This is a genomic window from Microbacterium sp. 5K110, from assembly GCF_005774735.1.
Taxonomy (GTDB): Bacteria; Actinomycetota; Actinomycetes; order Actinomycetales; family Microbacteriaceae; genus Microbacterium.
This window is the reverse complement of sequence record NZ_VBUM01000093.1, coordinates 1-13,185: the sequence shown is the minus strand read 5'-3', so window position 1 is coordinate 13,185 and position 13,185 is coordinate 1. Positions and strand designations below refer to the sequence as shown.

13 protein-coding genes and 1 pseudogene are annotated in these 13,185 nt (G+C 68.7%); 7 read left to right on the top strand and 7 right to left on the bottom strand.

Annotated features, from left to right (window positions below; all coding sequences use genetic code 11):
* A pseudogene (locus tag FE256_RS18260) lies at nt 1–364 on the top strand (hypothetical protein); the annotation flags it as partial.
* Here the strand turns inward: FE256_RS18260 and FE256_RS15510 are convergent.
* Complete coding sequence (locus tag FE256_RS15510) at nt 361–1,215, bottom strand: CE1 family esterase (RefSeq protein ID WP_171024370.1); 855 nt, start codon at nt 1,213–1,215, stop codon at nt 361–363. The pseudogene FE256_RS18260 and the gene FE256_RS15510 sit on opposite strands and share 4 nt — an antisense overlap.
* 84 nt (nt 1,216–1,299) lie before the next feature.
* Between FE256_RS15510 and FE256_RS15505 the strand changes: the two genes are divergently transcribed.
* The gene (locus FE256_RS15505; protein ID WP_138177456.1) at nt 1,300–1,659 is read left to right on the top strand and encodes a MerR family DNA-binding transcriptional regulator; all 360 of its coding nucleotides are present in this window, start codon (nt 1,300–1,302) and stop codon (nt 1,657–1,659) included.
* A gap of 21 nt (nt 1,660–1,680) precedes the next feature.
* Here the strand turns inward: FE256_RS15505 and FE256_RS15500 are convergent, their stop codons facing one another.
* Entirely contained in the window at nt 1,681–2,871 is a 1,191-nt protein-coding gene (locus FE256_RS15500; protein ID WP_138177454.1) for a class I SAM-dependent methyltransferase, read from the bottom strand.
* A 131-nt stretch (nt 2,872–3,002) separates the two neighbouring features.
* Here FE256_RS15500 and groES point away from each other — a divergent pair, with 131 nt between their 5' ends.
* The 3 genes from groES to FE256_RS15485 all read left to right on the top strand — a co-directional run bounded on the left by groES (nt 3,003) and on the right by FE256_RS15485 (nt 5,776).
* Nucleotides 3,003–3,299, top strand: coding sequence for a co-chaperone GroES (gene groES / locus FE256_RS15495; protein ID WP_039394204.1), 297 nt, complete (start codon nt 3,003–3,005; stop codon nt 3,297–3,299).
* A 116-nt stretch (nt 3,300–3,415) separates the two neighbouring features.
* On the top strand, nt 3,416–4,354 hold the full coding sequence (gene rarD / locus FE256_RS15490) for an EamA family transporter RarD (RefSeq protein ID WP_138177451.1): 939 nt from the start codon (nt 3,416–3,418) through the stop codon (nt 4,352–4,354).
* A gap of 138 nt (nt 4,355–4,492) precedes the next feature.
* Nucleotides 4,493–5,776 carry an ABC transporter substrate-binding protein gene (locus FE256_RS15485; RefSeq protein ID WP_138177449.1) on the top strand — a complete coding sequence of 428 codons (1,284 nt, stop codon included), beginning with the start codon at nt 4,493–4,495 and terminating at the stop codon, nt 5,774–5,776.
* Here the strand turns inward: FE256_RS15485 and FE256_RS15480 are convergent.
* The 5 genes from FE256_RS15480 to FE256_RS15460 are packed head-to-tail and all read right to left on the bottom strand — an operon-like array spanning nt 5,766 to nt 10,773.
* Nucleotides 5,766–6,704, bottom strand: a complete 939-nt coding sequence (locus tag FE256_RS15480) for a hypothetical protein (protein ID WP_138177447.1) — start codon at nt 6,702–6,704, stop codon at nt 5,766–5,768. The genes FE256_RS15485 and FE256_RS15480 overlap by 11 nt on opposite strands.
* Before the next feature lie 35 nt (nt 6,705–6,739).
* Nucleotides 6,740–7,516 carry an ABC transporter ATP-binding protein gene (locus tag FE256_RS15475; RefSeq protein ID WP_138177445.1) on the bottom strand — a complete coding sequence of 259 codons (777 nt, stop codon included), beginning with the start codon at nt 7,514–7,516 and terminating at the stop codon, nt 6,740–6,742.
* Nucleotides 7,513–8,448, bottom strand: a complete 936-nt coding sequence (locus FE256_RS15470) for an ABC transporter ATP-binding protein (RefSeq protein ID WP_138177443.1) — start codon at nt 8,446–8,448, stop codon at nt 7,513–7,515. The genes FE256_RS15475 and FE256_RS15470 overlap by 4 nt, the downstream gene beginning before the upstream one ends.
* On the bottom strand, nt 8,441–9,421 hold the full coding sequence (locus tag FE256_RS15465) for a branched-chain amino acid ABC transporter permease (protein ID WP_138177441.1): 981 nt from the start codon (nt 9,419–9,421) through the stop codon (nt 8,441–8,443). Before FE256_RS15465 ends, FE256_RS15470 begins: the two co-directional genes overlap by 8 nt.
* Nucleotides 9,422–9,432: 11 nt before the next feature.
* Entirely contained in the window at nt 9,433–10,773 is a 1,341-nt protein-coding gene (locus FE256_RS15460) for a branched-chain amino acid ABC transporter permease (protein ID WP_138177439.1), read from the bottom strand.
* Nucleotides 10,774–11,021: 248 nt separating this feature from the next.
* Between FE256_RS15460 and guaB the strand changes: the two genes are divergently transcribed.
* A complete protein-coding gene (gene guaB, locus FE256_RS15455; RefSeq protein WP_138177437.1) occupies nt 11,022–12,524 on the top strand; it encodes an IMP dehydrogenase in 1,503 nt (500 codons plus the stop codon).
* 73 nt (nt 12,525–12,597) lie between these two features.
* On the top strand, nt 12,598–13,185 hold a 588-nt coding region (locus FE256_RS15450; protein ID WP_138177435.1), incomplete at its 3' end, for a TMEM175 family protein.

Below are 13,185 nucleotides of genomic sequence, written 5' to 3'. Positions count from 1 at the left end.
GCCGACGGCCGCGGAGCAGATCGCCGCGGGCGACGCCTTCGACGACGAGCGCCTCCCGACGGCGCAACTGGAACGGGCCGCCTTCGGCGAGCACGTCCTGCCGTGGAGCCCGCCGGTGCCGACCGCCCCGCCCTCGGTCGCGCCGTGGGCCTTGGCGCTCGCCGTCGCGGCGCTGGTCGCCTCGCTGTTCGCGGGGGTGCTGCTGCCGCTCGGCGTCGTCGCGATCGTCTCCTCGATCATCTCGCTGCGCCGCGCGCACGACAGCCGCCGGGTGGCGGTGTGGGCTCTCGTGCTCGCCGTCGTGTCGGTGGTCTTCAGCGCCGGGTGGCTGTTCTGGGCGCTGCCGCAGCTCTCGACGATCTAGACCCGCAGCGCGGACAGCATGTCGGCGACGATGTCCCGGATGCCGGGGTGCTCGCCGGTGCGTCCGACCCGGAGACCGGTCGCGGGGCCGGGCACGGTGTGGCCGCCGCCGTGGACGACGTGCAGCGTGACGGGCGGTCGACCCTCCTGGCGGTAGCGGATCGTCTCGATCGGGGTGCTCCCGGGTCCGGCGCCGTGGCTCTCGGGGGTCTCGGTGATTCCGTTGCGCTGCGCGAAGTACTCGGCGGTCGCCGTCGCCGAGAGCGTCGTCCCGTCGATCGCGAAGAGCTTCCGTGCCCACCACGGCATCCGTCCGCCGTCGAACGGCACGATCGGGTCGGAGGTGCCCGCCACGATCGTCACGGGTACGGGGTGGGCGGTGGACGTCGAGAACCCGGCGAGGAAATTCTCCCGCTCCGGCATGGTGGCCGCGACGACGACGCCACCCGCGAGTAGTCCCTCCGCTTCGTGCAGCAATCGGAGGATCATCTGGCCGCCGTTGGAGAAGCCGACGCCGACGACCGCCGAGGTGTCGATGCCGTGGGTCGCGGCGAGGGAGCGGACGACCTCTCGGGCGAAGGCGATGTCGTCGATCCCGTGCCGCCTGGCGGGGAAGGTGCTCTGCGCGCGGGCGTCGTTCCAATTGCCCCGATATCCGTCGAGGTACGCGATCACCGCGCGTCCCTCGTCGGTGAGCCCGTCCAGGGCGCGGCCGGTGAACCGGCGGTGGCCCTCGCCGTCTTGCCTCGATCCGTGGAAGACCAGCACGAGCGGTCGGTTCGGTGGTCCCTCCGGCGCGCCCGCCACGACGAAGGTCCGGGTGCGCCTCGCCGCCGGGATGTGCTCGCTCATGGTTCCCTCCTGCCGTAGCGCACCGTGGGCCGCGGCGTCAGCGAGCGTATAGATTGACATCGTGTCAAGGTCAAGGGGGAAGCGATGAGGATCGGCGAGGTCAGCGCCCGCAGCGGCGTGAGTGCGCGTTCCCTGCGGTACTACGAGCAGCTGGGCCTGATCGGGTCGGAGCGCGAGCCCAATGGCTACCGTCGCTACGACGACTCCGTCGTCGACCGGGCGATCGTCATCCAGATGCTCTTCGGGATGGATTTTCCCCGCGAGGTCGTGACGTCGGTGCTCGCCTGCACCGGGGAGGCCCCGGCCGCCGCGCACGACGCGCTCGTGGTGCAGCTCGCGCGGGTGCGGGACGACCTGTCGGAGCGCATCCGGACACTGACGGCGACGAGAGACCGGGTCGACGACTTCCTCGCGACCCGCGGAGACGCCGCGGCCCCGGCCTGATCGCGGCCTCGGCGAGCGGGCTCAGTCCACGCGGTCGGCGAGGAGCGCGCGTCTCCGACCCGCGATGCGCGTCAACAGGAGCGTCGCGGAGTCCTCCCCGCGCAGCGCCAGGCGCGTCCGCAGGGTCGCGGGATCGACGTCGACCCCGCGCTTCTTGATCTCCAGTGTTCCGATGCCGCGCTCGCGCAACGCCCGGGCCAGCTTCTTCGTGTCGGTCGGCAGTTCCTCGCGCACGCGGAACGACGACACGAACGGGCTCGTGAGGGCCGCGTCCGAGGTCAGGTACGCGATGCCGGGGGCCAGCATTCCCGCCTCGAGCGAGCGAGCCACCTCGCCGATCAGCCGCGCCCGGATGACGGCACCGTCGGGCTCGTGCACGAAGGCGCCGAGTTCGCGGGGTTCGGCGTCGGGGGCGTCGGTCGGGGCGGTGAGCTCCCACGCGTCGTCGCCGCGGACGACCAGAGCGGCGCGGCGCACGCCCTCGCGGGCGAGGCTCCCCGACCACAGGACCAGCTCGATCGTGGACCCGTCCGCACTGATCCACTGCGCCTCGACGTCGTCCGGGATCAACTCCCGGTCGAACGCCGGTCCGAGCTTCACCCCGCCGGGCCACCGCCGCAGCAGCGAGAACACCCAGTCCAGCGACGGCGACCACTGGTCGGCCGACACGCGCCGCGTTTCGCCGTGCCCCGCCGTGCGCCGCGCGGGGTCGAGCCACACGGCATCCACTCCGTCGAGGTCGGCGTCCTCCGCGCGCCCGTGAGCCACGGTGACGGCGTCGCCGAAGGGCGCGAGGTTGTACGCGGCGATCGCGGCCGTGACCTCGTCGGCGTCGACGGCGTGCACCCGGATGCCGAGCCCGGCGAGGCCCAGAGCATCGCCGCCGATCCCGCAGCCGAGGTCGGCCACCGACGTGACGCCCGCGGCACGGAAGCGTCCCGCGTGCCGCGCGGCGATGGACAGTCGCGTGGCCTGCTCGAGCCCCGCGCGGGTGAACAGCATCCGGTCGGCGAACGGGCCGAACTTCGCCGCCGCGCGCACGCGCAGTCGTGCCTGGCCGACGACGGCGGCGACGAGTTCGGGGGAGTGCCCGGCCGCCCGCAGGCGCGAAACGGCGCGGGCGGCATCGTCGGTGGTGGCGATCGGTCCGACCTCATCGAGCAGAGTCAGGCCACCGGGCGTGAGCAGCGCGGTCAGCTCGGCGATCTCCACCCGGCCAGCCTAAGCGCGGAATGTGTTGGCACTCGCGTTGCATGAGTGCCAGTGCTTCTCTACACTCGAATTAGCACTCTCCCCGCGTGAGTGCTGACAAGTCTTCTGTAACGAGAAAGAAGAGGTAGACCGTGTCGGTTTCCATCAAGCCGCTCGAGGACCGCATCGTCATCAAGCAGGTCGAGGCTGAGCAGACCACGGCGAGTGGTCTCGTCATCCCCGACACCGCCAAGGAGAAGCCGCAGGAGGGCGAAGTCGTCGCCGTCGGCCCCGGCCGCATCGACGACAACGGCAACCGTGTCCCCCTCGACGTCGCCGTCGGCGACCGTGTGCTCTACAGCAAGTACGGCGGCACCGAGGTCAAGTTCGGCGCCGACGAGTACCTCGTGCTCTCGGCTCGCGACGTCCTCGCGGTGGTCGTGCGCTGATCTTTCGCGATCCTCACGGGAACCCCGGATGCCTCGGCATCCGGGGTTCCCGTCTTTGGCAGGGAATGCGCGATGACCGGCGGACCCGCGGCGGGGCGCGGGCTTAGTCTGAGGAAGTGACCCCCGCTTCGCCGCCCGCCTCGGGAGCCGTGCGTGGCGGCCTCTTCGCCCTCGCCGCCTATCTCCTGTGGGGCGTGCTGCCCCTGTACTTCCTCCAGTTGGAGCCGACCGGCCCGTGGGAAGTCGTCGCCTGGCGCATCGCGCTGTCGTTCGTGTTCTGCCTGATCCTGCTCACGGTGCTGCGCGCGTGGCGGCCGTTCCTGGCGATCGTCCGGCAGCCCCGGCTCCTGGCGCTGACGGCGGTGGCCGGTGTGCTCATCTACGTCAACTGGCAGACGTACCTCATCGGTGCGCTGACCGGTCACGTCATCGAGACGAGTCTGGGGTACTTCATCAACCCCATCGTGACCGTGCTCCTCGGCGTGACGGTGTTGCGCGAACGCCTTCGTCTCGTGCCGTGGATCGCGATCGGACTCTCGGTGGTCGCGGTCCTCGTCATCGTGGTCGGGTACGGCAGCTTCCCGTGGATCGCCCTCACCCTGGCTTTCTCCTTCGGTCTCTACGGACTCGTGAAGAAGCAGATCGGACCCTCGGTGGATGCCGTCAGCGGACTGACTCTCGAGTCCTTCTGGCTCCTCCCGGTCGCTGCCGTGCAGCTGGTCGTCGTCGCGGCGACGACGGGTCTGACGATGGGGGCCAACGGTCCGCTGCACACGAGCCTGCTCGCCGCGGCCGGAGTGATCACCGCGATCCCGCTGCTGCTCTTCGCCGCCGGGGCGCGCCGTGCTCCCCTCACCGTCATGGGGCTCATCCAGTTCGTCGCGCCGATCATCCAGTTCGTCATCGGCGTGTCCGTCTTGCACGAGCCGATGACGGTCGAGCGGTGGATCGGGTTCTCGCTCGTCTGGCTCGCGCTGATCATGCTGAGCGTCGATTCGCTCGTCGCCGCGCGGCGTCGCCGTCCGCTTGTATCGGATGTCGCCGAGCCCGTCTAGAGGGCGTTATGACGCCGTGACCTCGGCGACGCACATCGTTAACGAACGGCAACACGACGAAAACGTGGAGGCGATTAGGTTTAGGACACCAGACGGCACCCCTGTGTCGTCGAACGTTCATCCATAGCAAGGAGCACTATGAGCGTCTTCACGCGTACGCGTGCCGGCAAGGCCCTGGGCGGTCTCGCCCTGGTCGGTGCCAGCGCGCTCGTCCTCGCCGGTTGCGCCGGTGGTGGCGGCGACGCCGCCGCGCCCAGCGCATCATCCGGCGGAGGCGCCGTGTCCACCGCTGACGGGGTCTTCCACGTCGGCACCATCCTGCCCGCCACCGGAAACCTCGCCTTCCTCGGCCCGCCCGAGGTCGCCGGTGTCAAGCTCGCGATCCAGGACATCGAGGCCACGGGCGACGCGTTCCCGTTCACGACGGAACTCACCGAGCGCGACTCGGGTGACACCACGACCGACATCGCCACCCAGTCGGCGACCGAGCTCGTCGACGCCGGTGCCGACGTCGTCATCGGTGCGGCGTCGTCCGGTGTGTCGTTCACCTTCATCGACCAGCTGGTCAACGCGGGCATCGTCCAGATCTCGCCGGCCAACACGTCGCCCGACTTCACCACCTACGCCGACGACGGGTACTACTGGCGTACCGCTCCCTCGGACGTCCTGCAGGGGCGCGTGCTCGGTAACCTCATGACCGGCGACGGCGCCGCCAACGTGGGGATCATCTACATCAACGACCCCTACGGCATCGGCCTGAAGGACAACGCGACCAAGGCCGTCGAGGCCGCCGGTGGCGAGGTCTCGGTCGCCGTCCCGTACAACCCGGGCGACACCGTCTTCACGTCGCAGGTCGACCAGCTCCTGGCATCCAAGCCGGACGCGATCGCCGTGATCGCGTTCGAGGAGACCTCGTCGATCATCCCGCAGCTGGTCAACACCCAGGGCTACCCGGGATCGAAGGTGTATTTCGTCGACGGCAACCTGTCCAACTCGTACGAGTTCCAGGCGGGCACGCTCCAGGGAGCCAAGGGCACCCTGCCCGGCAACCCGGCCGACACCGAGTTCCAGAGCCGACTCCTCACGGTCGACCCCGCGCTCACCGACTTCAGCTACGCGCCGGAGTCCTACGACGCGGTCATCGTCGCGGCCCTCGCCGCGGCGCAGGCCAAGGACGACTCGGGCACGGCGATCCGCGACAACCTGAAGTCGGTCACCGAGGGTGGCGAGAAGTGCACCACCTTCGCCGACTGCCTCGCGCTGATCAACGAGGGCAAGGACGTCGACTACGACGGTGTCTCGGGCCCGATCACGTTCGACGACAACGGTGACCCGACCGAGGCGTACATCGGCATCTACCAGTACGGTGCCGACAACAAGTACACCCTGCTGAACACGGAGTTCGGTTCGCTCAACGAGTGATCTGACCCGATCGGGAAGGGTCCGGATGCCGCGGCATCCGGGCCCTTCTTCCTGCATCCGCCGCGTGAGGGGTCAAGATCTGTCGCCTGGGATCATCCGAAGCGACAAATTTTGACCCCTCACGCGGACGCACACGGCCGCACGCGGCGGCGGTGAACGCCAGCAGCGCGTCGGCGACCGGTTGCGGACGCGCCAGCGACAGGGTGACGTCCCTCCCGTCGAGGCGGGCGACGAGGTCGAACAGCGTGCCGACCTTGTCTTCCGCGATCGCGTGCGGGTCGCACCGACGTGGTGTCACGGCGACGCTCAGCGTCGACGGCGCGTCCCCCGACCTCACCGCTGCGCCGAGCGGCGCTTCGTCCCCGGCGGCGAAGCGCAGAAGCGGAGTGCCGCGCAGGGCCACGAGATCGAGCGCCGATGTCGAGCCGCCGTCGGCCGGAGTGATCGAGATCGTGAGGTCGGCGGTGCCGTCGCCGTGCGGAGCGACCGCCGTCGCCTCGACGTGGGCCACGGCGTCGACCGCATCCTGATCGCACTGCGTGGCGCTGAGGCGCTCCAGGACGTGCAGGGGGTCGTCGGCGGTGATGTCTACGCTTCGGGTGCCGCCGTCAGCCGCGACCTCGAGCATCACGCGGGGGCCGTCGTCTCCGGTGGTGCAGGCCACCGGGGGAAGCGGCAGGGGCAGGTCGACGACGCGGCCGGGGGCGAGCGACGTGGCGCGGCGCGCTGACCAGGCGGCGGGCTCCGACAGTGCGGCGGACGTGAGTGTGGCCGCGACCACGGTGATCGGCTGGTCCGACCCGTTGGCGAGGCGCAGCTGTGCTCGTCCCGGTGCGATGTCTCCGCGCTGCTGGATGACCGAGACGGTCAGCCCGTCCGGAACGAGGGGAGGAGGGTTCGAGGAGCACCCCGCGAGGGCGACACCCACCAGGGTGAGCGTCGCCCCCACGGGACGCGCGCGGATCAGGCCTCGGTCTCCCGTGCGTCGCGCTTGGCGTCCTCGTCGGCGGCCAGGGTTCCGAGGTACAGCTCGATGACGCGGGGGTCGGTGAGCAACTCGCGGCCGGTGCCGGTGTAGGCGTCCTTGCCCTGATCGAGCACGTAGGCCCGGTGGCAGATCTGCAGGCAGCGGCGCGCGTTCTGCTCGACCATGATGATCGTCACGCCCGCGCGATTGATCTCGGCGACCCGGAGGAACGTCTCGTCCTGGCGCACCGGCGAGAGGCCGGCGGAGGGCTCGTCGAGAAGCAGGACCGACGGGTCCATCATGAGCGCGCGACCCATCGCGACCATCTGGCGCTCGCCGCCCGAGAGCGAGCCGGCGCGTTGGCGGCGACGCTTGGCGAGTTCGGGGAACAGGCCGGTCACGAACTCGAAGCGCTCCGAGAAGACCTTGGGGCGTTGGAACAGCCCCATCTGCAGGTTCTCTTCGATCGACAGGCTCGGGAACACGTTGTTGTTCTGGGGGACCATTCCCACGCCCTTGCCGACGAGCTTGTCGGCCTTGAGAGAGGTGATGTCCTCGCCGTTGAGCAGCACGGCTCCACCGCGGATCTTGACTTGACCGAAGATGGCCTTCAGCAGCGTGGACTTTCCCGCGCCGTTGGGGCCGATGATGCCGATGAGGTCGCCCTGGTAGGCGTCGACCGAGCAGCCGTTGAGGATATTCACCCCGGGCAGGTAGCCGGCGACGAGGTCGTCGGTGCGCAGCACCGCAGTGCGGGTGGCGGTGGCGGTCATCGGAGCTTTCCGTCCTTCTCGTCGGCGGCGATCTCGGCATCTGCCTCGGCCGCGGCCTCGGCCTCGATCGTCGCGAGCTGCGAGGTGGTCATGTCGCCGAGGTCGGTGTCGTGGTGGGCGCCGAGGTAGGCGTCGATGACGGCCTGATCGCTCATCACGGTCTCGGGCGGTCCCTCGGCGACCACCCGGCCTTCGGCCATGACGACCACCCAGTCCGAGATGTGGCGGACCATGTGCATGTCGTGCTCGACGAACAGCACGGTCATGCCTTCGCTCTTGAGATCGAGGATGTGACCCAGCAGGCTCTGGGTGAGGGCGGGGTTCACGCCGGCCATCGGCTCGTCGAGCATGACGAGCTTCGGGTCGCTCATGAGGGCGCGAGCCATCTCGAGGAGCTTGCGCTGACCGCCCGAGAGCGACGCGGCGAAGTCTTCGCGCTTGGCATCCAGCTTGAACCGGCGCAGCAGATCGTCGGCGCGTTCGGTGTTCACCCTCTCCTGCGAGCGCCAGATCGAGGGGATCATGGCGCGGAAGATGTTCTCGCCCTTCTGCCCGCGCGCCCCGAGCAGCATGTTCTGCAGCACCGACAGGCGACCGAGCGACTTCGTCAGCTGGAAGGTGCGGACCATTCCCTTGCGGGACACCTTGAAGGCGGGGACGCCGGCGAGGTTGGACCCCTCGAATCTCCAGCGACCGGTGTTGGGCTTGTCGAAGCCGGTGAGCAGGTTGAACAGCGTCGTCTTGCCGGCGCCGTTCGGGCCGATCAGGGCCGTGATCTGTCCGCGGGGGATCTCGAGGTGCTCGACATCGACGGCCTTGAGGCCGCCGAACTGCCGCGTGACACCGTCGGCGACGACGATCGGGTCGACCTTCGCGCAGCCGGGGCCGACCTCGCCCTTCACCAGGGGGTGGGTGACGGTCGTGTCAGACATTGAACGACAGCTCCTTCTTGTTGCCGAAGATGCCCTGCGGCCGGAAGATGACCAGGAGCATCAGCCCGATCCCGACGATGATGAAGCGCACCTGCCCGGCCTGGGTGGTGCTCATGAAGCCCAGGATGCCGACGTCCCGCAGTCCCACGATGATGCCGTTCGACAGCGACAGCAGCACCCAGAACAGTGCGGCGCCCACGATGGGTCCGAGCAGCGTCGCGGCGCCGCCCAGCAGCAGTGCGGTCCAGATGAAGAACGTCAGCGCCGTGCCGTAGTTCCCGGGCTGGACGGCCCGGGGGAGGATGAACACGACGCCGGCGAGCCCGCCCATGACGCCACCGAGCACGAGCGCCTGCATCTTGTAGGAGTACACGTTCTTGCCGAGGCTGCGCACCGCGTCCTCGTCCTCGCGGATGCCCTTCACCACGCGACCCCAGGGGCTACGCATGAGGATCCAGACGAGAAGCGTGGCGAGGATCACGAGACCCCAGCCGAACACGCGCACCCACCAGTCGTTGGCGGAATAGGTCCAGGGGCCGATTCCGTAGGTGCCCTCGGGCAGGGGGTTCAGACCCTGGAAATCGCGGTTGTAGCCGTTGAGGCCCTGCGAGCCGCCGGTGATGCTGGTCAGGCCCACCGTCGAGACGACGTAGCGCACGATCTCCGCCGCGGCGATGGTGACGATCGCGAGGTAGTCGGCGCGCAGACGCAGGGTGGGGATGCCGAGGATGAACGCGAACACCACCGAGGCGGCGATCGCGATGAGGATCGCCAGCCACACCGGGGTGCCCAGCGACAGGGTCGAGATGGCGAAGGCGTAAGCGCCGACGGCCATGAAGCCCGCTTGACCGAAGTTGAGCAGACCCGCGTAGCCGAAGTGGACGCTGAGTCCGATCGCGGCGAGGGCGTAGGCCGCGGTGGTCGGGCTGATGAGCTCGCCCGCGGCGTTGTTGAGAATCGAAAGCCAGTCCATGTCGTTCTTCCTCAGCCGATTCGCTCTTTACGACCGAGCACACCTTGCGGCCGGAACAGCAGCACGCCGATGAGCACGATCAAGGCCACCGCGTACCGGAGGTCCGGGGGGATGACGATGGTGGACAGTTCCGTGATGATGCCGATGATGAGCGATCCGACCAGGGCGCCGAATGCGCTGCCCAGACCACCCAGGGTCACTGCCGCGAACAGCAGGAGCAGGATCGCGAAGCCCATGTCCCACGTGACGCCGCGGTACAGCCCGTAGAGCACGCCCGACAAGCCGGTCAGCGCGCCCGCCAGGACCCAGACGATGCGGATCACGCGATCGACGTTGATGCCGGATGCCGCCGCGAGCGACGCGTTGTCGCTGACGGCGCGCGTGGCCTTGCCGATGCGCGTGCGGGTCAGGAAGTAGGCCACGGCGGCGAGCATGACGACGCTGACGCCCATGCTGATGAGCGAGGTGAGCGTGATCGTCACCGGCCCGATCGTGACGTTTTCGGTGATGCCGGTGTCGATGTTGCGCGTCCCCCCGTCGAAGAAATAGAGGTAGAGGTACCGCAGCACGATCGAGAGGCCGATCGTGACGATCAGTACTTGGACGAGCCCGACGCCGCGTTTGCGGAGAGGCTTGAAGAGCACGGCATCCTGGGTCCACCCGAGCGCGGCGGACAGCGCCACGGTGAGCAGGACCGCCAACAGGAGGTTCCATCCCATCGACGTGAACACGTAGAAGATGATCGCGCCGAAGGTGAGCATCTCACCGTGGGCGAAGTTGTTCACGCCCGTCGTGCCGAAGATCAGCGAGATGCCGATCGCGGCGAGGGCGAGCAGCAGACCGAAATTCAAGCCGTAGATGAACCTCGAGAACAACGTGTCCCAGATCGAGCCGGTCACGGTCGTGCCCTCGCCGGTCGGGAAGAGCACGTTCACCGTGTTGGTGGTGCCTACCGTCACGTCGCGGCTGACGTTGTCGGGGTCGCGCGGAGCGACGCCGTCGGGCAACGTGTCGACCTGCAGGGTCGCCGTGTACGAGCCGGGCCCGGGGACGGACACCGACCATCGGCCGTCGGAGCGGGTGGTGCCGATCTCCGAGAAACCGGAGCCCTCGACGGCGATCTCGACGCCCTCCACCGGCTCGCCGTCGGCCTGGATGATGCCGCCGATGGTGAATTGCGTCGAGATGTCGCCGGTGCCCGGGGTGGCCGCGGGGGTCGGTGTCGTCTGTGCGCTGGCCGGGGCGGCCAGCAGAAGACTCAGGACAGCGACGGCGCTGGCCAGGAGCGAGACGAGGAGGGCTAGACGGGGAAGGGATCGCGATCGTGTCGCGGTGGGGGAGGAATGACCCACGGAGTCTCCAGTTCGGCAACGCTGACGATGTCGTCGTCAGCTTCGACGATCGACGGTACGAGCGTAATGTGTCGTTCGTGTTTCGGCTCGTCGCCGTTAGCGAACCGTGTCATCGCGGTTGCGTTTGCCGGACAGGCGCGGGGAATGAAACAACCGCCCCCGACGCTTAGAATTCAGAGCGGAGCGCCGTGCGCGCACCGGCCGACGTCGTCCCTTTTCGAACAGGCGCCGCGTGCGCAGGAGGATCCATGGAGCAGCACGACCCCTTCGGTTTCATCGGACTGACGTATGACGACGTCCTCCTTCTCCCAGGGCACACGGACGTCATCCCCAGCGAAGCCGACACGTCGTCGAGACTCACCCGGCGCATCACCGTGGCAACCCCCCTCCTCTCGTCCGCGATGGACACGGTGACCGAGGCGCGCATGGCGATCGCGATCGCCCGTCAGGGAGGGATCGGCATCGTCCACCGCAACCTCTCGATCGAGGACCAGGCCGGCATCGTCGACCAGGTCAAGCGCAGCGAGTCGGGCATGGTCTCGAACCCCATCACCACGACTCCGGATGCCACCGTCGCCGAGGTGGACGCGATGTGCGCGCAGTACCGCATCTCGGGTCTGCCGGTCATCGACCCCGACGGCGTGCTCGTCGGCATCATCACGAACCGCGACATGCGCTTCGTCTCGGGATTCGAGCGTCAGACCACGCTGGTGAAGGACGTCATGACGAAGGACGGTCTCATCACCGGGCCCGTCGGCATCCACGCCAACGACGTCATCGCCACTTTCGCGAAGCACCGCGTCGAGAAGCTCCCCCTCGTCGACGAAGACGGCAAGCTCGCCGGACTCATCACCATCAAGGACTTCGACAAGAGCGAGAAGTACCCCCTCGCCACCAAGGACGAGCAGGGTCGTCTGCGGGTCGGTGCGGCGATCGGTTTCTTCGGTGACGCGTGGCAGCGCGCCGAGGCGCTGCGCGATGCAGGCGTGGACGTGCTCGTCGTCGACACCGCCAACGGTCAGTCGGCGGGCGTCATCGACATCGTCCGCCGTCTCAAGGCCGACGAGTCCTTCGCCCACGTCGACGTCATCGGCGGCAACGTCGCCACGCGCGAGGGTGCTCAGGCGCTCATCGACGCGGGTGTGGATGCCGTGAAGGTCGGCGTCGGCCCGGGCTCGATCTGCACCACCCGCGTGGTCGCGGGCGTCGGCGTGCCCCAGGTCACCGCGATCTACGAGGCCGCGCAGGCCGCGATCCCCGCCGGTGTCCCGGTCATCGCCGACGGTGGCTTGCAGTACTCGGGCGACATCGCCAAGGCCCTCGTCGCCGGAGCCGACACCGTGATGCTCGGTTCGCTCCTGGCGGGCACCGACGAGTCGCCGGGCGAGATCGTCTTCCAGGGCGGCAAGCAGTTCAAGCAGTACCGCGGCATGGGGTCGCTGGGCGCGCTGCAGACCCGGGGCAAGAAGACCTCGTACTCGAAGGACCGCTACTTCCAGGCCGACGTCCCCAGCGACGACAAGCTCATCCCCGAGGGCATCGAGGGTCAGGTCCCTTACCGCGGCCCCGTGGCGGCTGTCGCGTACCAGCTCATCGGTGGCCTCCGCCAGTCCATGTTCTACGTCGGTGCGCGCACCGTCGAAGAGCTGAAGTCCAAGGGCAAGTTCGTGCGCATCACTTCGGCGGGCCTGAAGGAGTCGCACCCGCACGACGTGCAGATCGTCGTCGAGGCACCGAACTACAAGAAGTAGGTCACGTGCGAGGGGCCGGGCAGGCGACTGTCCGGCCCCTCGACGTTCCGCGGGGCGACGCTACGCTGTCCGCATGATCCGGCGCACTCGGCATCCTGAGGCCACCGTCTCGGCGCGACGGGCCGAGGCGTACACGGACGGCGTCTTCGCGATCGCGGCCACGCTGCTCGTGCTCGGACTCACCTCGCAGTCGCTGGGCACCGTGAACTCGGATGCCGATCTCGCCGCGGCGATCGGGGCGCTCCTGCATCCGGTGTTCTCGTTCGTCATCAGCTTCCTCATCCTGTGCATCATGTGGATGACGCACGTGCGGCAGTTCGAGTGGATCGTCCGCATCGACCAGGCCGGACTGTGGATCAACAACATCCGTCTGCTGCTCGTCGTCCTGGTGCCCTTCACCTCCTCGCTCGACACCGATTACTCCGAGTTCCTGCTCGGACGGGTGCTGCTGCCGGTGAACTTCTTCCTCGCGATCCTCCTGGGATGGGTGCAGTGGGCCTGGGCGGTGCGGTCGGGAGCGATCCCCGATCTGTCGCGGGAGGACGCGCGCCGCTTGGGGCGGGCGGGGTTGAGCGCGGTGCTCATCAGCGGCGTCGCGGTCCTGCTCAGCCCGCTCGTGGGCTCGGTCGCCTTCGCGCTGTTCATCTTCGACGGGCTCCTC

Excerpts from the sequence above, each read along its gene's own strand:
- FE256_RS15510 (WP_171024370.1), bottom strand. The coding sequence starts at position 1,215 with ATGAGCGAGCACATCCCGGCGGCGAGGCGCACCCGGACCTTCGTCGTG.
- FE256_RS15505 (WP_138177456.1), top strand. The coding sequence starts at position 1,300 with ATGAGGATCGGCGAGGTCAGCGCCCGCAGCGGCGTGAGTGCGCGTTCC.
- FE256_RS15485 (WP_138177449.1), top strand. The coding sequence starts at position 4,493 with ATGAGCGTCTTCACGCGTACGCGTGCCGGCAAGGCCCTGGGCGGTCTC.
- FE256_RS15475 (WP_138177445.1), bottom strand. The coding sequence starts at position 7,516 with ATGACCGCCACCGCCACCCGCACTGCGGTGCTGCGCACCGACGACCTC.
- FE256_RS15470 (WP_138177443.1), bottom strand. The coding sequence starts at position 8,448 with ATGTCTGACACGACCGTCACCCACCCCCTGGTGAAGGGCGAGGTCGGC.
- FE256_RS15465 (WP_138177441.1), bottom strand. The coding sequence starts at position 9,421 with ATGGACTGGCTTTCGATTCTCAACAACGCCGCGGGCGAGCTCATCAGC.
- guaB (WP_138177437.1), top strand. The coding sequence starts at position 11,022 with ATGGAGCAGCACGACCCCTTCGGTTTCATCGGACTGACGTATGACGAC.